Source organism: Blastococcus sp. KM273129, assembly GCF_021698995.1.
Taxonomy (GTDB): domain Bacteria; phylum Actinomycetota; class Actinomycetes; order Mycobacteriales; family Geodermatophilaceae; genus Blastococcus.
This window is the reverse complement of the sequence record NZ_SSXB01000037.1, coordinates 16,752-36,354: the sequence shown is the minus strand read 5'-3', so window position 1 is coordinate 36,354 and position 19,603 is coordinate 16,752. Positions and strand designations below refer to the sequence as shown.

Below are 19,603 nucleotides of genomic sequence, written 5' to 3'. Positions count from 1 at the left end.
AGCACCTGGAGAACAGCATGCCGGCCTTCGAGGCCTGCGTGGAGCTCGGCTACCGCTTCATCGAGACCGACGTCCAGGTGACGGCCGACGGCGTCCTCGAGGGCGGTGGTGAGCTCATCGGCCGCGCCAACGACGTAGTCGTGGTTGCCCAGGACGGCGTAGGTGGGGATATCCGCCGAGACCAGCGGGTCGAGGAGCTCCACGACGCGGTCGACCTGGGTGGAGACGTCCGGCTCGTTGCTGTAGAGGAAATCCCCACCGAGGAGCACAAGGTCAGGCTCGTCCTCCACGATCTCCCCGACCGCCTTCTCCACCATGCCTTCGTTGGACCACCACATGCCGATCTGCAGGTCCGACATGACGGCGATGTCAGTGCCGGCCCACTCCTCGCCCAGTTCCGGCAGGGCCACCCGCCAGCGTTCCTCATCCAGGATGAACCGTGGTTCCACCGCGGCCCCGTAGACGAGCAGCAGCACGATCGTCACTCCGAGCGCGATCGCAATCCGCATGAGCCAGCGCTTCACCGGTCGCTCCTCCCTGGCCGCGGCCCCAGCCGGCCGTACTGCGTTGCCTTCCTTGTCGGGACGGTGATCAGGCGCTGGCGCCCGCAAGCAGCGGTGGCGGATGTTGTCACGAGCCGAGATAGACCGAGATGGCGCCGAACAGGGCGAAGCCGGCGGTGAGGAACACCGGACCGAGCTGTGAGGTCTCACCCTCGTGAGCCTCGCCGATCATCTCCTCGACCACGACCGCGGTCAGGGCACCGCCGGTCAGGGCCAGTACGGACAGGGTGATGATCTCGGGAGCGTCGCGTAGCGCCCAGTAGCCGATGGTGGCACCGAGCAGGATGGGAATGGCGAAGGCGGCCGCCATCGCGATCCGCTTCTTGCGGCTGATCCCGGCGTTGCGCAGGGTGGCGATGGCGGCGAAGCCCTCCGGCACGTCGGCCGGCACCTGGCCGACCGCCAGCAGGAGACCGAGCGCCGGGTTGACCACGGCGCCCGTGCCGATCATCACGCCGTCGCTGAAGAGGTCCATCGACACGCCCGAGAAGATGGCGAGGGCTCCTGACTGTTTTTCCCCACCGCCACCCATCCGGGCCTGCACGTACCCGATCGTCCGGTCGAGCCCGATGAAGATCGCCCCGCCGACGACGAAGGCGAGCAGCGGGACCCACGGCAGGCCGGCTGCCAAGGCCTCGGGCATGAGCTCGAGGCCCACGACAGCCAGCACGATGCCGGCGGCGAGGTGCAGAGCGAGGCTCAACGCGCGCTCGGAAACGCGGAAGACCTCCGCGAGCACACCGCCGAAGAAGTTCCCGGCCGCCGGGAGCGCAGCGAACCCGAGGACGAGCAAGAACTCGGACATGCCGAAGGGCCTTTCCCGCCTGATCGGCGTTCTACCGGAGTTGCGCCAGCCACCTGCGGGGACGCCCACAGGGTTCCGAGCCGGCGGAGCGTTCTCGGGCGGAGCAGTGCCGGCCACCGGGGTCGGAGGTTGACGCGGCCCGGGCAGCAGCCACCAGCGTCCCGCCCCGGTCCTACAGCCAGTAGTAGCCTGGCCGTGATGAGCGAAACTCCGTCGCACTCGCCGGCCCACTCAGTTGCCGGTGGTTCTCCCGAGCACGAGGCCGTCACCCCCTCCCCGCCGCACGTATCCCGCCGCCGGCTCCTCGGACTGGCCGGCCTGGGCGCTGCGGGTGCCGTGGCGTCGGGCGCCATCGGGGGAGTGGTCGGTCGAGCGACCGCGAGCCCCTCCACGGCCCAGGCCACCGGGGCACCGGTGAGCGACCCGAGCGCGGCTGTCGACTTCACGGGCGTCCACCAGGCAGGCATCGTCACGCCGGCGCAGGACCGGCTTCACTTCGTCGCGTTCGACGTCGTCACGGACAGCCGCGAGGCGCTGGCCGACATGCTGCGCGCCTGGACGACGGCTGCCCGGGAGCTGACGGCGGGACGGCCGTCCGGGCCGGGGGACACCGGCGAGGCCATGGGGCTGCCCGCCTCAAGCCTGACGCTGACCATCGGTTTCGGTCCGACGCTGTTCGAGACGGCCGACGGCAGGGATCGTTTTGGGTTGGCCGCGCACCGGCCGCTACCTCTGGTCGAGATGCCGTCCTTTCCCGGCGATGCCTTGCAGCCCGCCATCAGCGGTGGCGATCTCTGCATCCAGGCCTGCGCCAACGATCCCCAGGTCGCTGTCCACGCCGTGCGAAACCTGGTCCGGCTCGGGGTCGGCGTGGTGAAGGTGCGGTGGACGCAACTGGGCTTCGGCCGGACGTCGTCCACCAGCGCGGCACAGGAGACCCCACGCAACCTCCTCGGCTTCAAGGACGGCACGGCCAACCTGAAAGCGGAGAACGGACGGGCGCTCGACCGCTTCGTCTGGGTGGGTGAGGACGATGCTGACTGGCTCTTAGATGGGTCCTACCTCGTCACACGCCGGATCCGCATGCTCATCGAGGACTGGGACGGCGTCGCTACCGCCCAGCAGGAGGCAGTGATCGGTCGGACCAAGGAGGCCGGTGCGCCACTCGGCCAGCGCCGTGAGTTCGACCCGACGGACTTCACTACGCAGACGAATGGCCGGCCGGCCATCCCGCACGACTCGCACGTCTTCCTCTCTCACCCGACCAACGCGGGAACGGCGATGCTGCGGCGCGGCTACAGCTTCGTGGACGGCACGGACGAGGACGGTCGCCTGGACGCAGGCCTGTTCTTCATCGCCTATCAGCGGAACCCGGAGACAGGCTTCGTCCAGGTCCAGCGCAACCTCGCAGGTGACGCGCTCAACCGCTTCATCCGGCACACCTCCACGGCCGTGTTCGCCTGCCCGCCCGGGGTGGTCGATGGGAACGACTGGTGGGGGCGAGGGCTCTTCGAGCCGACTCGCTGACGTCGACGGACGGGGGGCAGTTGCGTCAGGTCGTCCCGACGGCTTGCCGGGTGTCCGGAGCGGACTCCGCCAGATCGGGGCGGAACCGCCGGACGGCACCGACGGAGCCGAGCATCAGACCCAGGCCGCCGAAAATGAGCAGGGCCACCGACGTTCTCGCCAGAGGGGTGGGGCCACCGGTGATCACGTTGGCGCTCCACAGGACGTCCATGTCCGGTAGCCCCTGGACGAAGTGCATGAATCCGGCAATCGCCGCGAGCATCCCGGCCAGCAGTCCGTTGCCGCGGAAAGCGGCCCGCACACCGAGGATCGTGATGCCAATGAGCGCCAGCGTGGGCAGCGAGGCGGCGCCCATCGCCAGGACACGGTCGGCGGCAGTCAGCCCCGGTTGTGGTGTCGCCAGCAGGTGCCAGGTCGCGGCCGCCGTCACGATCGCCAGCAGGAGCGCGAGCGGTCGCGGGCTCTTGCCCAGGAAGCCGGCCAGTGCTCCGGCCAGTCCGACGAGCAGATAAAGGGGCCACCAGAGGCCCTTGGCCGGTGGCGGTGACCAGGTCAGCTCTCCGTCCACGGTGACGGGACGACCGTCATAGGCGACGGGCACTTGCCATTCGATGATGGTGTGCTCGGAGTCCGGGTCGGCCACCACCTGGGGCGGGGGGCTGTCGAGCATCCAGTGAGTGCGGTGATCGTGCCAGGAGTACTCGGGTTGGGTGGACACCTGACGCCAGTCCGGGTCGGCGCGAGGATCGGCGTGGGCCGGCAGCTCCACGTTGCCGTCGCGGCCGAGGTTCAGGTACGTCGCCGGGCTGTTGGCATTTCGCCACACCCCATCCGGGCCGATGCGCAGGTACTCCTCATCGGAGTACCCGAAGACCGTGACGGTGGCCGGGGAGCCGTTCATGAGTTCGAGGCTGTCGCCGAACTCGGTGACGCGCAGGCTCACAGCAGGCATCGGACCCGACGTCCTGAGCACCTGGCCGGCGAAGTTGCTCCCGGCCACCCCGCGGTCGGAGTGCGCGCCCGCGGGCGTCGCGACCGTGAGGACGAGGATGACGGAAGCCAGCAGGACCGACGACAGCCGGAGAGCCCAGGCTCCCATGCTTCGCGGCGACGGCACTCGGTCACCGTAGGCGCCCGGTCAGCCCATCTTCGGTCAGGACACGACGTCCCTGCCGGTCTTGCGTCCGGCCACGCCGTTCACTCAGGCAACCGACATCGTCGGCAGCCGGCGTTGACCGGTGCAAGGACCTGCTGGTCCCTGCCGTACCGCGCACCTCGTGGGCAGCTGTCAAGGACCACCTAGACTAGTAGATGCGATCTGGCACACCGTCGCTTGTTCGGTGTGGAGGAGTGGGTCGCAAGCGACGGCCCGCGCCGTCGGCGTGATGGAGGAGAGGCGGCCCTGTGCGACCGTTCGGAGAGCTCGAAGCGGCGATCATGCGGGATCTGTGGGATCGGGGTCAGCCGGCGACCGTCCGCGAGATCCTGGAATCCCTCAGTGGATCCCGAACGCTGGCGTACACGACGGTCATGACGGTCATGGACAACCTCCACCGCAAGGGTCAGCTGACTCGCGAGATGAGCGGTCGCGCCTGGCTCTACCGCCCGATTCGCACGCGGGCCGAGCATGCGGCCGCGTTGCTGCAGAATGTTCTGGAGGAGTCGGGAGACCGCCAGGAAGTGCTCATGCACTTCGTTGCCGACCTGGACGCCGACAGTGTCGCTCAGCTCCGCTCTGCGGTCGACTCCGCTCGGAAGGCGAGGAGTCGGGGCGGAGACGACGGCGTATGACGGCCACTCTGAGCCTGCTCGGTGTCGCGGCGGTGATTCTGTTCGCCGGGCCACGTCTGTCCTCTGCAGCCTGGACTCGGCGGGCGCCCCGCCTGGCGATCTTCACCTGGCAGGCCCTCACCGTCAGCACGGTTCTTGCAGTCGTCCTCGCGGGCGTCACCCTCCTGATCCCCATCACGGCCCTCGCCGGGAACCTGGGCGCGATCGTGCATGCCTGCGCGGTCAGCGTCGCGACCGCCTACGGATCGTCAGGCCTTCTCCCCGGCAGGCTTCTCGGCGCGGTGCTCGCCGGGGTACTGCCCGCGTGGCTCACGGTCTGTGCCGTGCGTGTCCTCGCGGGTGGGTGGCGCGATCGCCGACGACTCCACCGGTCGCTGAGCCTGATTGCTCAGCCGAACGACGAGTCCGGGATGGTGGTCCTCGAGGCGCCGGCCGCGGCGGCCTTCTGCGTTCCCGGGCGGGCTGGTCGCATCGTCGTCACCCGGGGCGCGCTGGAGCGGCTGACCGCAACGGAACTCGACGGTGTGCTGGCCCACGAGGCAGCTCACCTTCGGGGGCGGCACAACCTGGCGGTGGCGTTGTCCCAGATCCTCGCCCGCGCCTTCCCGCGGGTACGCGTGTTCGAGGTCGCGACACGGGAGACCCGGAAGCTGATCGAACTGCTCGCCGACGATGTCGCCGTGCAGCGGGTCGACCGGCTGAGTGTGGCCTCGGCCATCGTGAGCCTGGTGGAGATGAAGGCGCCTAGCGCAGCGCTGGCCATGGCCCAGGACGCTGCTGCGGTCCGCGTGTCCCGCTTGTTGCAGCCGGAGCCGCCGATGACCCCATGGCGCTACCGGCTCGGTGCCTTCGGCGCCTTGGCGGTCGCCGTCGTCCCGTTGCTCATCGCCGGGTATCCCGCTCTCTCCGCTGCGCTCAGCGACCTGTGCAACATCTGATGGCTCCTACCTCGCCATCCTCGGACGACTTCGCGCGGGTGCTGAGCCAATCGGCGGAGTTCGCTCGACGCGGCTTCTTGATCGCCGGAGTCGCAGGGCTCGGCGCGACGGTGCTCAGCGCGTGCGGGGGCGCAGCCGAGGAGGTCGATGCCGGATCCGGTTCGGGCGGCGGCACGCAGGGAACCGTCACCGTCGCTCCCGACGGGACACAGCAGATTACCGTCCTCGTCAGGGACGACTACGAGTTCTACCCTGCGGCCTTCTCGGTGAGCACCGGCAGAGTGCGGCTGACACTGGCCAGCCAGGCCGAGCAGCTCACGCACAACTTCCGCTTCACCCCCGACGGCGGCCCTGCGCCGATCGTCGAGGAGATCCCCATCGTGGCGCCGGGGGACAGCGACACGATCGAGTTCGCCGTGGACCAGACCGGCGACTACCAGTACGAGTGCTCCTTCCACGTCGCCCTCGGGCAGATCGGCGTCATGACGGTCACCGCAGCCTGAACGGCTGCTCGTCGTCATCGAGTAGGCGGGGCTGCCGCTCCGTCACTGGTGAGCGGCGAGCTCGTGCGCGGCATGTGCCGGGCTCTCGAGCTGGAACGTCGAGTGGTCCACGCTGACCGGGAAGTGTCCGGTCAGGCAGTCCTGCAGCTGGTCGAGGATCTGTGGCGCGTGGCCGTCCCGAAAGCAGGAGTCCTCCACGACCACGTGTGCGGACAGCACCGGGAGCCCGCTGGTGATCTGGGACGCGTGCAGGTCGTGGACCTCGAGCACGTGCGGCACCGCCAGGAGGTGGCGGCGGACGTCATCCAGGTCCAGCCCGGGCGGCGTCGTCTCCAGGAGTACCGACACCGTCTCCCGCAGCAGTATCACGGTTCGCGGCACGATCAGGACGGCGATGACCAGCGACGCAACGGCATCTGCCCGCTGCCAACCGGTCAACGCGATGACGCCGGCGGCCGCCAGGACGGCCACCGACCCGAGGGTGTCGTTGAGGACCTCCAGGAACGCGGCCCGCATGTTGACGTTGTCGCTGCGCCCGCCCCTGGTCAGGATCACGATCCCGATCACGTTGGCCACCAGGCCGACCAGCCCGAAGACGAGGACGGCGGTGGTCTCGATCTCCGGCGGCTCGAACAGCCGGCGGATCCCTTCGATGAGGACGTAGGTACCGACCGCCAGCAGGGCAGCCGCCTGCAGGGTCGCCCCGAGGACCTCCGCCCGACGGTAGCCCCAGGTCCGTTTCGCCGTGGCGGGCCGCACGGCGAGCGTCGCGGCGATCAGCGCGATCACCAGGCCGGCGGTGTCGGTCAACATGTGCCCTGCGTCGGCGAGCAGGGCCAGGCTGCCGGAGATGACGGCGCCGATCACTTCGGCGACGAGGACGGTCGACGTCAGAACCAGGACGATCGCGAGCCGGCGGCGGTGGTCCGTAGGGCTCGAACTGCCGGGCCCATGGCTGTGTCCGTGGGAATGGCCGCCGCTCATAGCGCCGCCGCCGGAGACGACAGGGCTCCGATTCCTGGCAAGAACCGGCCGGTGTCCGCGGCGTACTCGCGGTAGGTGGCTCCGTGCACCTGCAGGAGGTACGGCTCCTCGATGAGACGCACCTGGAGCTCCACGGCCGTGACCAGGCAGACGAGCGCGGCGACCGACAACCAGGTGGGAACCGCGACGGTCAGCCCCACCTGCGCGATGACCATCGCGGTGAAGATGGGGTTCCGCACTCGGCGGAACAGTCCGTCGGTGACCAGATCCGTGCGCTCGGACTCGTCGACGCCGATCCGCCAGGACGTGCCCATCCCGGTCTGGGCGGCGACGACGCCGAAGAAGCCCAGCACCGCGATGGTCAGCCCGCCGGCCGCCACGGACGAGGGAATGGACCCGAAGGGCGCTCGTGCCACACCGGTCGCCGCGAGGACGAGTGCGCCCGCGCCAGAGACCAGGGCAAGCACGAACAGGACACCGGCCCACCAGCGCAGCGACCCCGGACTCCCGGAGATGCCGTGGAAACCGGAAGAACCGGTCCGCCGGATCTGCACCCACGTGCGAACCCCGAACACCACGACCAGCCCAAGGACGTACAGCGCCAGGGCCACCACGCTCATGAGGGCCCTCCGGAAGCGCAGCAGTCGCACCCCGGAGAGCAGGAGCAGGCCTCCTCGCCACCAGTCGGGCTGCCGCGCAGCGACGCCGCGGGAGAGCAGCATGCGTCACCTCGCCAGGCCTCCCGCCCTTCCGTCACCGCGACGACGGCGATCACGAGGGCAGCGATCGGGTCGGCCCACGCCCACCCGAAGAGGCTGTTGAGCGCCAGTCCGAGGAGGACGACCGCGGACAGATAGGTGCACAGGAGGGTCTGCTTGCTGTCGGCCACGGCCGAGACGGAGCCTAGCTCGCGGCCGGCCCGCCGCTGGGCGTACGACAGCACGGGCATGATGAGGAGGCTCAGCGCGGCGAGCACCAGGCCGACCGGCGAGTGCTCGGCCTCACTCGGCCCCAGCAGGGTCCGGGTGGCGTCCACGGTGACGAACGCGGCCAGCGCGAAGAAGGACACGGCGATGACCTTCAACGCCACTCGCTCCCGCGCCTCGGGGTCGCGGCCGGCGAACTGCCAGGCGACGGCCAGTGCCGAGGACACCTCGATCACCGAATCGAGACCGAAGCCGATCAGCGCCGACGACGAGGCCTGCACCCCGGCGGTCAGAGCGACGACCGCCTCGATCACGTTGTAGGTGATCGTCGCGGCCACGAACAGGCGAATGCGCCGGGCGAGCAGTGCGCGGCGGGCCGCGGACGCGCCATCCACGACGGAGGCAGATGCCAGCGGCAGGAAGGGAGTGCTCATGAGCAGCAGTCCTCCTCGGCTGCGGCCGGGCATGCCTCCGGGTCGACGGCCAGGACGACGCCGAGCAGATCCCCGAGGGCGTGCGCCAAGCGCTGGTCGGCCAGCTCGTAGCGGGAACGGCGACCTTCAGGCGCGGCCACGACCAGGCCGCAGCCGCGGAGACAGGCCAGGTGGTTGGAAAGGCTCTGCCGGCTCACTCCGAGCAGGTCGGCGAGCTCCGACGGGTAGCCCGGCCCTTCGCGCAGGGCCAATAGCAGCCGGGTGCGTGTGGGGTCGGACAAAGCGTGGCCGAAGCGGGCGAGCGACTCGGCATGGAGGACGGGCATCACGGCGCCTTTGTACAGGAACGGCTGAATACACCGCAAGCTGTACCTAACCGAACTCATGCCCCGGACTCATCGCCGGGTAGCCGACGAGGACCGCGCTGCCAGCTGGGCCAGGTGGGCGTTGTAGGCATCGAATTCCGCCTCGGCTCGACGGTCCGCCGCCGGTGTGCGGCGCTGTTCCGAGCGCACCCACTGGACGTAGATGATGACGGTCGCGAGGATCGTGGGGAACTCGCCGAAGCCCCAGACGATGTTGCCCGCCGCGAGTTGGTCGGTCATCGCGTCGACGTTCCAGGCGTCCGGCGGGTGGGCGAAAGTCTTCACGAGCGGTGCGCTGGCCATCATCACGACCACCGCGAAGAAGGCATGCAGCGGCCCGGGCACCGAGAGTTCGATGAGCCGCATCCCGGGGGAGGCCCGGTGGGGCCACGGCCCGATGGCGAAGGCCCCGCCGAAGGCCAGTATGCCGGTGCCCAGGAACAGCAACAGCATGGCGACGTTCCCGGCGGAGCTGCGCATGAGCAGGTCGAACAGGGGGGTGAAGTAGAGGCCGTACAGGCTGCCGATGAACACCGTCGTGGTGACCACCGGGTGCGCCAGCACACGCGCCGTCCGGCTCCGCAGGATTGCCAGCAACAGTTTTCGGCACATGGCGCCGATACCGCGGCGGGGCAGCGTCCGGATGGCCAGGCTGACCGGCGCGCCCAGCATGAGCAGCATCGCCGCCACCACGCTCAGGGCCATCTTCTGGAACATGTGGACCGAGAACAGGGCCATCGAGTAGCCCATCACCTGCGTGGCCGTCACGAGCACCACGGTCAGGATGCCGGACACGAAGCTCGCGGTCCGGTGCCAGGGCCAGGGCATGCGCCGGCGGCGCAGCGACCGGACTCCCGCCAGGTAGACGATCAGAACCAGCAGCGCGACGGCCGGAAAGACCGTGGTGGCGTCCAGTTGGGGAGTCAGCAGGCGGAGCAGGGTCGGCGGGTGTTCGGGCATCCACATCATCGGAGCGCCTCGTTTGACGTCAGTCCTCGGAGGAGGTCAGCTGTCGGTCACCGTCGTCAGGTCGTCGGCGATCTCGTCGGACGTGTCCCCGGCGGAGAACATCACGCGCGCCATGTCGTCCGCGCCGTAGAGCAGGAGGCTGGTGGCGTGCATCGTGCCGTCCGCCTCGGCCAGAGAGACCTCCGCCGCCACCTGGGCCGCCTCCACCTCGGCCTGGGTGCCGGTGAGGCCGACGAAGCGGTTGGGAAGCTCGGCGTCGAAGCGCGCCAGGTACTCGCCGAGAAACTCCGGCGTGTCCCGCGCCGGGTCGGTGGTGACGAAGACGACCTGGGTGCGGGCTGCGACGTCCTCGGGAACCGAGCGCAGCGCGAGAGCGACGTCGGCCATCGTCGTCGGGCAGACGTCGGGACAGTTCGCGTAGCCGAAGAACAGCAGCGTGGGCTCTCCACCGGTCTCCTGGGCGAAGTTGAAACGGGCCCCGTCCTGGGCGGTGAGGGTGAAGTCCGGTCGCGGGCGGGGATCGGCGAGTTCCCGGCCGGCGTAAGGCCCGTCGTCGGCCGCCGACGAGAGCTCGGCCACGTGGTTCCCGCCGTGGTCTTCCTGGCCCGTGCTGCCGCACCCGGCGAGCATCGTGGCGACGGCCAGAGCTGTCAGCGCCGGGAGCGGTCGCCGGAGGGAGGATCGCCTAAGCACGTTAGTAGTCTAGCCACGGGGCTCGGGCGCCGATCGGCGCACCACCTCGAGCACCAGCGACATGAGAGGGCGCCGACATGAGTTGGGAACCCGAGAGTGCATCGGCTGCCTCGTTGAAGCCCGAACGGTTGTGGTCCCGCCTGCTACGGCCGGGCTACCTGCTCATGCACCTCGTTGTCGCGCTGCTCTTCCTGGCAACGCTGCAGCTCGGCTGGTGGCAGTGGCAACGCGCCGAGATCCGCGGTTGGGATGCGCAGAACCTGTCCTATGCGTTCCAGTGGCCGGTCTACGGCCTGATGGGGCTGTGGTTCTACAGCCGGTTCATGCGCATCGAGGTGGAGCGGGATCCGGACGCCGGGGAGCCGCACAAGGCCGTGGCGCTCTACCAGGCGCCGAGGATCGACACCACGGGCGATCCCGAGCTCGCCGCGTACAACACCTACCTGGCCGAGCTGAACGAGAAGGTGCTCCGGCAGCGCCGCTCCTGAGCTCACCCGCGCCGAACCTCAGATGGCGACGCCACGCTCGCGCAGCCAGGCCGATGGGCTGACCCGGCGGCCGTCGAGCCCGCCCTGGAACACCTCGAAGTGCAGGTGCGGGCCGGTCGACTGCCCCCGGTTGCCCAACAGCGCGATCGTGTCGCCGGCCCGCACCTCCTGCCCTGCCTCGACCAGGATCTTCTCCATGTGGCCGTACACGGTCACATCCCCGTTGTCGTGCAGGATGTACACCGCCAGACCGAATCCGCTGGCGGCACCGGCACGCAGGACGATGCCGTCGGCCGCCGCGTACTCCGGTGTCAGCATGGGCGCGGCGATGTCCAAGCCGTAGTGCGTCGTGCCCCATCGAGCGCCGTAGCCACTGGTGATGCGACCCTCGACGGGCATGACCGCGTCCGGTCGTGCGGCCTCCTCCCGTGCCGCCCGAGAGGCCGCCAGCTCCTCGCGGCGGGCTGCCACCTCGGCTGCCGCGATCTGTGGTCGCGCGTCGACGTCGGCCAGAACGTCGCCGGTTCCGTACTCGGAGAGCACCGGCTGCACAGGGGCATCGTGCGCATGGGCGATCGGGGTCTGCAGACCCCAGCCGCCCTCCCAGAGACTGGCGGCCACGGCACCCAGGACGACGCTGCTGAGCAGGAGTCGCCGCCGCTGGCGGAGCGGCGGCGACTCGGAGAGCCGAGGCCGCACAGGGCGGGGCTGCCGTCGTGTCACTGCTCGTCCTCGTGGGTCGCGCCGAACGTCCCGCCCATCAGAGCACAGCGTGATCGGACGGTGACCTAAGGGGCATAGTAGTGGCGTGTCGCGTCAGACGACAGACGTGCCGAGGCCCGTGGTGGCCAACCAGGCGCGCAGCCAGATCATGATGTGGTCCCACCCGCCGGTGACCAGCAGGACCCCGAGGGCGATCAGCAGTACGCCACCCAGGCGCATCACCGTCGCCGCGTGCCGGCGAGCGAAGGCCGAGAAGTCCAGGGCCCAACGGGCGCCCAGTGCCACCAGCAGGAACGGGATGCCGAGGCCCAGGCAATACGCCAACCCCAGGACGGCGCCGCGCATGGCCGAGGCCTCGGTGTACGCCAGGGTGTTCACCGCGGAGAGCGTCGGGCCGAGGCACGGAGTCCAGCCGAGCCCGAAGACAACACCGAGTACCGGGGCGCCGGCGAGACCGGCCGGTGGACGCCGGGTGATCCGCCGTTCGCGCTGGAGCCAAGGCAGGCCCCCCAGAAAGGCCACCCCCATCAGGATGGTGACGACACCCATAACCCGGGTGAGCACGGGCGTCCACTCGAGGAGGAGGCGCCCCAGGCCGCCGAAGAGAGCGCCGAACGACACGAAGACGACCGTGAAGCCGAGGACGAACAGAAACGCGCCCAGCATCACACGGCGCGGCTGGGCCGTCGCCGCCACGGTGACCGTGGCTGGCCGGCCACCGGTGTCACCGGCTTTCCCCGTGGCCTCCGGCGAGCGGGTCGCAGACTGGGCTCCGGTCAACCCGGCGACGTAGGCCAGATAGCCCGGGACGAGCGGCAGCACGCACGGTGATGCGAAGCTGATCAGCCCGACCAGGGCGGCCACGCCTACAGCCAGGAGGAGTGAGCCGTCGTTCACGATTGCGGCGAAGGACTCGCCGAGACCGCTCACCGTGGGGTCACCTCGGACAGGAGCAGGTCGAGGGATCGCCGCAGGTCCTCCTCCGGGACGACGGCGACGTAGACGGCGGCCACCCGGCCGGCCCGGTCCAGCAGGATGGTGCTCGGCACGACGTTCGCGGGGAACCCGCGGAAGGCCAGGGCCACCTCGCCGCGTGGGTCGAACAGGGAGGGATACTCCGCGCCCACCGACTCCACGAAGGCCTGTGCCAGTTGCCGTTGGTCCTTCACGTCCACGCCGAGGAAGCGCACGCCGCTGTCGGCCACATCCGCGTAGACCGCCTGGAACTCCGGCGTCTCGACGCGGCACGGAGCGCACCACGAGCCCCAGAAATTGATGACCGTGATGTCCCCGGCAAGGGATGTCGACCGGAACTCGGTGCCGTCGAGGAGCTCACCGCCGAACTCCGGCGCGAACTGGCGGGACTCCACGGGGATGACCTCCCCGAGGGGGGTGCTGCCCGTGAAGTCGAACGTCGCCGACTCCGTGGCGGTGCTGGCGTTGCTGCCACCGCTCCCCGAACATCCCGCTAGGGCAACCGTGATCGCGAGGGCGCACAACGCCCACGATGCGCGACGCAGGTTGTCAGTCAACGAGGGTGCTCCAGTACAGCCAGAACTGCTGCGCGATGGCGGCAGTGATCAGAAGGAACCAAGCGGTCAGCACGACGCCGTGTACCGATCGCACTGCCTCGACCACCCGGGCCAGGGAAGAAGGCGACCGGAGGTGGATGGCCGCGAGGTTGCGCAAGGTCACGTACCAGAAGACGGGAATCGTCACCGCCCACACGACCAGGCAGTACGGGCAGAGAGCGCCGATGCGGTAGATGCTGCTGAAGATCAGCCAGTGCACGAGGACGACGGCCCCCGTGACTCCCAGCTGCAGTCCCCCCCAGAACCAGCCGGGCAGCCGTGCTCCGGAGAGCAGCACCGCACCGGTCACGACGACGACGGGGAATCCTGCGACACCCAGGAGGGGGTTGGGGAAGCCGAATAAGGCGGCTTGGGGACTGGACATCACCGACCCACAGCTGAGGACGGGATTCAGGCTGCAGGTCGGCACGTAGCCGGGGTCGGCGAGCAGGGCGTACTTCTCGACAGCTAGGACGAAGGAAGCTGCCAGGCCGAGCAGACCCCCGACCAACAGCAGCCAGGCGGTGGTGGTGCAGTCCGCAGGACCCGGTCCGTTCCGGCCCTCGTGGCTCGTGGAGGTACGCCGGGGTTTAGCCGGAGAGCGGCCGTCGACCCTCTCAGCCGGCGAGGGCAGCATCGATGCGCTCGATGAACTCGTCCGTCGAGCTCACCTCGAGCTTCTCCCCGTTGAGGAAGAACGTCGGGGTGCCCTCGACCCTCAGGGCCAGCCCGTCCTCGCGGTCCCGCAGAACGCGCTCGAGGGTGGCCGGGTCGGCGACCGCGGCGGCATACGCGGCCATGTCCAGGCCGAGGTCTGCGGCGAACGTCCGGAAGAGCGCGGCTTGGGAGTCCTGGCGCTCACCCCATTCCGGCTGCGTCTCGTACATTCGGTGGTACATCGCCTCGAACTCTCCCTGCTGAGCGGCGGCCTCGACAGCAACAGCGGCGTTCTCGGCGTTGGCGTGACCGGGCATGGGGAAGTAGCGAGCGACGAAGGTGACCTCGCCCTCGTACCTTTCCCGGAGTTGCTCGACGAAGGGATAGGCCGCCCGGCAGCTCTCGCACTCGAAATCGAGGAACTCCACCAGGGTCACCCGGCCGTCTTCGGCAGTGGAGAGCCGATGGCTGTCGTCCCGGACGAGCGCGGCGTCGGCTGTGGCACCGGGGGCGGCGCTGCGGTCGTCGTTCAGTCCGAGGAGCACGGTGACAGCCAGGACGAACACCGCCACGAGCGCTGCCGAGATCTTCAGATTCCTGCTCACCGGTGCGCTTCTCCTCGGTGTGTCGGTCAGGCCAGTCGGACGTGACGGGCATGAACCGGGGCCCGCACGCCTTCATGCCGGGGCTTCGCTCCTGCTACGACGAAGTTTAGGAGAGGGTACAGACGCCCGGCGCCGCCGCTGCGGATGACCGACGGGCGTGGCGCCCAGTCGGACGAGGACATGGTCACCGAGTTCGGCGCCGAAGTGGGCAGATGCCGCTGCAGACGGTGCACATGCCGACGGAGGTTCACACCCCGCTCCTTGCACGCCTGACCCGGCATCGCCGTAAGGCAGCGGCGTTCCACATTCCCTCTCCCACCCGGTTGCCCCGAGTGCCGGGTTCGACGAGTCAGGAAGGCTCCCCATAACGTCAGAGCAGCTCTCCACGCTGTCCGACACCCTGTTCACCGTCTCGATCGTTGTCTACGCCGTCGCGGCGCTCGCCTTCGCGGCGGACCCCGCCTTCGGGCGGCGACCGTCGCCTCGCAGGACCGCGCTCGTCTCCGCCGGTGCAGGTACGGAGCAGCCAACGGAGCCGCAGGCCGCCGACGGCGAGTCGCCGAGCCGTCGCTGTGGACCGGTCGGGATGGCCGTGACCGCCGTCGGCGCTCTTGCCCATGCCGACGTGCTGGTGGCGCGCAGCCTGGCTACCGGCCGTGTGCCGTGGGGGAACATGTACAAGTTCGGCACGGCGGCCCTCTTGGCCGGCGTCGTCGCCTTCCTCGTGTTCGGGCTCCGTGCTCCCGTGCTGCGGGGGCTGGGGCTGTTCGTGCTCGGTCCCGTGGTGTTCGGCCTGGTCCTGATCGGGCTGTACCTCTATGCCGAGTCGGGGCCGCTGATCGCCGCGCTGCGCTCCGACTGGCTCGCTGTGCACGTGTCGGCGGCGATCCTCTCCTTCGGCATCTTCATCGTCAGTGCCGTGGCCAGCGTTCTGCTCCTGGTGGCGGCGCACCGGGAACGGTCGCGGAACGCAGGTGAGGAGCTGCCCGTCGGCCTGTGGGGCCGGATGCCCACGGTGGAGGCGCTGGACCGCGTCGCCCACCGCACGGCGGTCTTCGGCTTCCCGGTCTGGACCTTCGCGGTGGTCGCCGGGGCGATCTGGGCGGAGAGTGCCTGGGGACGGTTCTGGGGCTGGGATCCCAAGGAGACGTGGGCGTTCATCTCGTGGGCCCTGTACGCCGCCTATCTCCACGCTCGTACCACCGCCGGGTGGCGTGGCCGGCCCGCGGCGTGGGTCAACCTCGTCGCCTTCGCCAGTCTGGTGTTCAACCTGCTCTTCGTGAACCTGGTCTCGACCGGGCTGCACTCCTACGGCGGGGTCTCCTGACCGTCGGAGGTGGCGGGGCGCACGCGCACAGCGATCCTCTCGGGGTGCGCGGCATGGCTCCTCCGCGCATGGGCACGTGCCGGCCGGCACCAGCCCCGCACCCTTCTGCCAGTCATCACTGAGGCGATCCGTTACCCGACCGTGACAACTAAGCGTCTTCGTACTACCGTCCTCTCCGGTCCGGCCGAGCCCCGTCCTCAGAGCGAGGACCTCGACCGGCCCCGCCGAACCGTCCGCTTCCCAGCCGGACGGACCGGGGACCCACCGATCCCCCTGGGGTGAATCCGGGTGCGCCTGCGCGCACCCGGTAGGGCGCCTTCCCGCCCGAACCCGTCAGCTAACCCGGTAGGCGGCCAGGAAGAACGGAGCGACGCCGCCTTGGCGCCCCTGCACCATTGTCATGCCCCGACCACCGTCGCATCCGAGGGCAGCTCCGCCCGACGCGGGGCTCGGACCGTCAACTCAGCCAGCACCTCCGTACCCACCCGTGCCAGTCGAGCCCCGCGGCGGACCCCCCGCCGCGGCGCGGTCGCCGCAGCGATGGCGGCCTTGCTCGTCGCGGCGGCCGCGCAGTCGGCACTCGCCGCCCCCGGCAATCCGCCACAGGCCGTGGCGGCGGGGAGTGAGCTCGCCGCGGAGATCGAGCGGATCGACCAGCTCCTCGCCGCTGCCGAGGAGAAGGTGCAGCGGGCGACCATCGAGGCCGAGGCGGCTGCCGAGGCCTCGCGCGCCGCCCAGGCAGAGCTGGCATCGGCCCGGGCCACGGCGGACGCGGCGGCTGCGGAGCTCGCGGCCGCGCAGGCCGCCGTCGAGCAGGGGCAGGAGGACGTCGCCGCCGTGGGTCGGGAGCTCTACATGGGGGCTGACCCACTCGGCGACGCGGCGGTCCTGCTGGAAGCGGCAGGGCCGGAGGAGGTGCTGCAGCGGGCCGCGACCATGGACCTGCTTGGCGAGGACCGTGCGGAACGGTTGGAGGCGTTCGAGGAGGTCCAGCAGCGGCAGGAGGAGGCCGACCGGGCTGCGAAGGCCGCGGTCGCGCAGCAGGAGACGGCAGCGCGTGCCGCCGCCGAGGCCGAGGCGGCCGCGCAGGCTCAGCTGGGGGTTTCGCAGGAGGCGTACGACGCCGCCGCCGCGGAGAGGGCGGCTCTGGAGGAGCAGCTCCGCGCGGCCGAGACGCAGCTGCTCGCCAGTCGGGGGGTGGCCGATCCCGCCGCCGCCTGGGAGCAGGAAGAGCGCAAGGAGCTGGTTAGAGCTCAAGCCGGCACGGCTTCTCTGGTCGCCGGCCGTGTCACGTCCTGCTACGGCAACCGGTCCGGGACCAACCACAACGGCGTCGACATCGCCGCCCCCATCGGGACGCCGATCTACGCCCCCGAGGGCGGCGTGGTCCTGCACGCCGGCACGGCGAACGGCTTCGGCTACGCGGTCTACATCGAGCACCCGGACGGCACGATCACCGTCTACGGTCACATCAACCAGTACTTCGTGACCTCGGGTCAGGTCGTCACGGCGGGCCAGCAGATCGCCGAGGTGGGCAATAGAGGTCAGTCGACCGGTCCGCACCTGCACATCGAGACGCACACCGGGGGGCTCTACGCGAACCGCGTCAACCCCACGCCGTGGCTCGCTGCGCGCGGCATCGACCTGGCTTGTGGCTGAGGGCTGACCCGCGAGATGGGTGGATCGATCTGATACCAGGCGACTGCCGGGAGACGACCCGCACACCGTGATGACTACTGACACGGGGATGGGAGCGCGAACAGCTAGCTTCCTGCTGATCGGTGATCGATCGGGAAACCGCGGGGTCGCACTAGGTCAACGTGGACCTGGGGCGTGACCCCGTTGCGAGCGAAGCGGGTTGCGCGCTCCTGACGTCGCTTGAGTCACTGCGTGGTGACGATCCGTGGCGGTCGTTCCGCGTGTTGCCACCGCTACTAATGGTGATAGTGGGACTCTGCTCGGGCTCATCCGCACCGCCACCCTCTTCCCCGGGGAGCAAGCCATGTCCCACCACCGTCCCTTCCGGCCGGTCAACCCGACACGCACGGGACGGGCCGGCCGCCGCCGGCCTGCAGCGAGCCGTCCGGGCCTCCGCCGGCCGCTGCGGACCGCACTGGTCGGTGCGCTGGCCGGCGTTGCGTTCATCGGCTCTGGAACCCCGAGCCTCGCCGCTCCCGCGCCTCCGAATCCCACGGACGACCAGATCGGCGCCGCGCAGACCGAGCAGGAGGCTGCGGCGGCGGAGGTCGGCCGTATCGCCGGGCTGGTGGCGGCCGCCGAGGCCGAGCTCGAACGCGTCGGCATCGAGGCCGAGGCCGCGGGAACCGACTACATGATCGCGGAGGAGGCGCTCCTGCAGGCGCAGTCGGTGGCCGAGCAGATGGCAGCCGAACTGGAGGCGGCCGCGGCTGCCGTCTCCGCAGCGGAAGCCCGCATCGCGCAATTCTCCCGCGACAGCTACATGAACGGGTCGGCGGCCTCCACGACGGCAGCGCTGTTGGATGCCGAGGGCCCCGCGGAGCTGATCCAGCGCGCCGCCCTGCTCGACTATGTCGCGGCCAACGAGGTGGACGTGCTCGACCAGCTCCAGGTCGCCAAGGTGGTCCAGGCCAACGCCGACTCATCCGCCCGCGCCGCCCGCGATGAGATGGCCGCCGCCGAGGAGGCGGCACAGGACGCCAAGGCGCGGGCCGATGCCCAGCTGGCCGACCAGCAGCGTGCCTACGCCGAGGTGGCCGCGCAGAAGGCGACGCTCGAGGCGCAGCTGCTGGCCGCCCAGATCAAGGTGCTCGAGCTGCAGGGCGCACGGAACGCCTACCAGCAGTGGATGGCCCAGAAGCAAGCCGAGGAGGCCGCCGCCGCAGCGGCGGCGGAACGGTCAGCCCGAGAAGCCGCCGAGGCGGCCGCGGCGGCCCGGAACGACAGCTCCGGCGGCGGCTCCGGTGGATCGGGGTCGTCCGGCTACGCCACACCGTTCTCCGGACGGGTCACCAGCTGCTTCGGCGCACGCTGGGGGACCTCGCACAACGGGGTGGACGTCGCCTCTCCCATCGGCACCCCGCTGTATGCCCCCATATCGGGAACCGTCAAGCGTGCCGGGACGGCCACCGGCTTCGGGCTGGCTGTCTACCTGCTCGGGGACGACGGTGCTGTCTACGTCTACGGGCACATCAACGACTACTTCGTCCGCCCCGGCGACCGTGTCATGGCCGGTGAGCAGATCGCGGAGGTCGGCAACAGAGGCAACTCGACCGGGCCGCACGTGCACTTCGAGGTCCATCCGAACGGCGCCATGTACAGCGGAGCGTCGAATCCGGTTGCCTGGCTGAACGCCCGCGGCATCCGGGTCGGTGCCTGTGGGGGCTGACGCCGTCGGGACAGCAGTTCTCGCCCGTCTCGCAGAGTCTGTGGAGGAGATGTCGGTGCCATTCCCATTCCCACCAGTCGGCGAACGGCGGGCGCGCACAGCGGTATTGCGGCAGCCCTCGGTGAAGGCCACTTCACGGACGACGCGGAGAGCAGCAGCTCGCCGGTGCACCCGCCTGAGCGTTCGGGTGGACGTCTCAGCGGTCCGTCGCCGGGCGGGAACTTCTCGGACACTGCCAACGACTAAGGACACCGTGGAGAGAATGTTGACTCGTTTTAGCCAACGTGCCGTCGTCACGACGACTGCCGTCCTGGGCCTCGTGCTCGCCGGCGCAGGACCTGCGAGGGCGCACGTGGAAGCAAGTGCG

The 19,603-nt window shown here is 70.0% G+C and carries 21 protein-coding genes, 1 pseudogene and 1 riboswitch; of the genes and pseudogenes, 8 read left to right on the top strand and 14 right to left on the bottom strand.

What is annotated here, in order from left to right; all coding sequences use genetic code 11:
* Positions 1–194: 194 nt before the first annotated feature.
* Both E9565_RS23560 and E9565_RS12235 read right to left on the bottom strand, forming a co-directional pair.
* Positions 195–317, bottom strand: a pseudogene (locus tag E9565_RS23560) (hypothetical protein); the annotation flags it as partial.
* Between the two features lie 313 nt (positions 318–630).
* Positions 631–1,437, bottom strand: a complete 807-nt coding sequence (locus tag E9565_RS12235; RefSeq protein WP_236835257.1) for a ZIP family metal transporter — start codon at positions 1,435–1,437, stop codon at positions 631–633.
* A gap of 129 nt (positions 1,438–1,566) precedes the next feature.
* Here E9565_RS12235 and efeB point away from each other — a divergent pair, with 129 nt between their 5' ends.
* Positions 1,567–2,895: an iron uptake transporter deferrochelatase/peroxidase subunit gene (gene efeB, locus E9565_RS12230; RefSeq protein WP_255726009.1), complete on the top strand. Its 1,329-nt coding sequence runs from the start codon at positions 1,567–1,569 to the stop codon at positions 2,893–2,895.
* A 25-nt stretch (positions 2,896–2,920) separates the two neighbouring features.
* On the opposite strand, the gene E9565_RS12225 is transcribed toward efeB, so the two are convergent.
* Positions 2,921–4,012 (bottom strand): hypothetical protein, encoded by a 1,092-nt coding sequence (locus E9565_RS12225; protein ID WP_236826434.1) that lies wholly within the window; start codon positions 4,010–4,012, stop codon positions 2,921–2,923.
* A 287-nt stretch (positions 4,013–4,299) separates the two neighbouring features.
* On the opposite strand from E9565_RS12225, the gene E9565_RS12220 reads away from it, so the two are divergent.
* The 3 genes from E9565_RS12220 to E9565_RS12210 are packed head-to-tail and all read left to right on the top strand — an operon-like array spanning position 4,300 to position 6,127.
* On the top strand, positions 4,300–4,686 hold the full coding sequence (locus E9565_RS12220; protein ID WP_236826437.1) for a BlaI/MecI/CopY family transcriptional regulator: 387 nt from the start codon (positions 4,300–4,302) through the stop codon (positions 4,684–4,686).
* A complete protein-coding gene (locus tag E9565_RS12215) occupies positions 4,683–5,624 on the top strand; it encodes a M56 family metallopeptidase (RefSeq protein WP_236826438.1) in 942 nt (313 codons plus the stop codon). The genes E9565_RS12220 and E9565_RS12215 overlap by 4 nt, the downstream gene beginning before the upstream one ends.
* The gene (locus E9565_RS12210) at positions 5,624–6,127 is read left to right on the top strand and encodes a cupredoxin domain-containing protein (protein ID WP_236826439.1); all 504 of its coding nucleotides are present in this window, start codon (positions 5,624–5,626) and stop codon (positions 6,125–6,127) included. Before E9565_RS12215 ends, E9565_RS12210 begins: the two co-directional genes overlap by 1 nt.
* Positions 6,128–6,169: 42 nt before the next feature.
* Here E9565_RS12210 and E9565_RS12205 read toward each other — a convergent pair whose 3' ends face one another.
* The 6 genes from E9565_RS12205 to E9565_RS12180 form a co-directional block, all read right to left on the bottom strand.
* Positions 6,170–7,111: a cation diffusion facilitator family transporter gene (locus tag E9565_RS12205; RefSeq protein WP_255714167.1), complete on the bottom strand. Its 942-nt coding sequence runs from the start codon at positions 7,109–7,111 to the stop codon at positions 6,170–6,172.
* Positions 7,108–7,731: an isoprenylcysteine carboxylmethyltransferase family protein gene (locus E9565_RS12200; RefSeq protein ID WP_236826441.1), complete on the bottom strand. Its 624-nt coding sequence runs from the start codon at positions 7,729–7,731 to the stop codon at positions 7,108–7,110. The genes E9565_RS12205 and E9565_RS12200 overlap by 4 nt, the downstream gene beginning before the upstream one ends.
* Entirely contained in the window at positions 7,728–8,504 is a 777-nt protein-coding gene (locus tag E9565_RS12195; RefSeq protein ID WP_236826442.1) for a cation diffusion facilitator family transporter, read from the bottom strand. The genes E9565_RS12200 and E9565_RS12195 overlap by 4 nt, the downstream gene beginning before the upstream one ends.
* Entirely contained in the window at positions 8,468–8,797 is a 330-nt protein-coding gene (locus E9565_RS12190) for a helix-turn-helix transcriptional regulator (RefSeq protein WP_236826477.1), read from the bottom strand. The genes E9565_RS12195 and E9565_RS12190 overlap by 37 nt, the downstream gene beginning before the upstream one ends.
* A 69-nt stretch (positions 8,798–8,866) precedes the next feature.
* A complete protein-coding gene (locus E9565_RS12185) occupies positions 8,867–9,805 on the bottom strand; it encodes a cytochrome c oxidase assembly protein (protein WP_236826443.1) in 939 nt (312 codons plus the stop codon).
* A 36-nt stretch (positions 9,806–9,841) separates the two neighbouring features.
* On the bottom strand, positions 9,842–10,498 hold the full coding sequence (locus tag E9565_RS12180; RefSeq protein ID WP_236826444.1) for an SCO family protein: 657 nt from the start codon (positions 10,496–10,498) through the stop codon (positions 9,842–9,844).
* Between the two features lie 113 nt (positions 10,499–10,611).
* Between E9565_RS12180 and E9565_RS12175 the strand changes: the two genes are divergently transcribed.
* Positions 10,612–10,986, top strand: coding sequence for a metalloprotease (locus E9565_RS12175; protein ID WP_236835255.1), 375 nt, complete (start codon positions 10,612–10,614; stop codon positions 10,984–10,986).
* A gap of 18 nt (positions 10,987–11,004) precedes the next feature.
* On the opposite strand, the gene E9565_RS12170 is transcribed toward E9565_RS12175, so the two are convergent.
* The 5 genes from E9565_RS12170 to E9565_RS12150 all read right to left on the bottom strand — a co-directional run bounded on the left by E9565_RS12170 (position 11,005) and on the right by E9565_RS12150 (position 14,542).
* Positions 11,005–11,607: a M23 family metallopeptidase gene (locus tag E9565_RS12170; RefSeq protein WP_236826446.1), complete on the bottom strand. Its 603-nt coding sequence runs from the start codon at positions 11,605–11,607 to the stop codon at positions 11,005–11,007.
* Positions 11,608–11,802: 195 nt separating this feature from the next.
* A complete protein-coding gene (locus E9565_RS12165; RefSeq protein WP_236826447.1) occupies positions 11,803–12,639 on the bottom strand; it encodes a cytochrome c biogenesis CcdA family protein in 837 nt (278 codons plus the stop codon).
* A complete protein-coding gene (locus E9565_RS12160; protein WP_236826448.1) occupies positions 12,636–13,079 on the bottom strand; it encodes a TlpA disulfide reductase family protein in 444 nt (147 codons plus the stop codon). The genes E9565_RS12165 and E9565_RS12160 overlap by 4 nt, the downstream gene beginning before the upstream one ends.
* A gap of 154 nt (positions 13,080–13,233) precedes the next feature.
* On the bottom strand, positions 13,234–13,917 hold the full coding sequence (locus E9565_RS12155) for a vitamin K epoxide reductase family protein (RefSeq protein WP_236833411.1): 684 nt from the start codon (positions 13,915–13,917) through the stop codon (positions 13,234–13,236).
* Positions 13,898–14,542 carry a thioredoxin domain-containing protein gene (locus E9565_RS12150; protein WP_236826450.1) on the bottom strand — a complete coding sequence of 215 codons (645 nt, stop codon included), beginning with the start codon at positions 14,540–14,542 and terminating at the stop codon, positions 13,898–13,900. The genes E9565_RS12155 and E9565_RS12150 overlap by 20 nt, the downstream gene beginning before the upstream one ends.
* Positions 14,543–15,128: 586 nt before the next feature.
* On the opposite strand from E9565_RS12150, the gene ccsB reads away from it, so the two are divergent.
* The 3 genes from ccsB (at position 15,129) to E9565_RS12135 (ending at position 19,236) form a co-directional block, all read left to right on the top strand.
* Entirely contained in the window at positions 15,129–15,869 is a 741-nt protein-coding gene (gene ccsB / locus E9565_RS12145; RefSeq protein ID WP_236826451.1) for a c-type cytochrome biogenesis protein CcsB, read from the top strand.
* A 212-nt stretch (positions 15,870–16,081) separates the two neighbouring features.
* Positions 16,082–16,235, top strand: a riboswitch (cyclic di-AMP (ydaO/yuaA leader).
* 174 nt (positions 16,236–16,409) lie between these two features.
* Entirely contained in the window at positions 16,410–17,528 is a 1,119-nt protein-coding gene (locus E9565_RS12140; RefSeq protein ID WP_236826452.1) for a M23 family metallopeptidase, read from the top strand.
* Between the two features lie 244 nt (positions 17,529–17,772).
* A complete protein-coding gene (locus E9565_RS12135; RefSeq protein ID WP_236826453.1) occupies positions 17,773–19,236 on the top strand; it encodes a peptidoglycan DD-metalloendopeptidase family protein in 1,464 nt (487 codons plus the stop codon).
* Positions 19,237–19,603 lie beyond the last annotated feature (367 nt).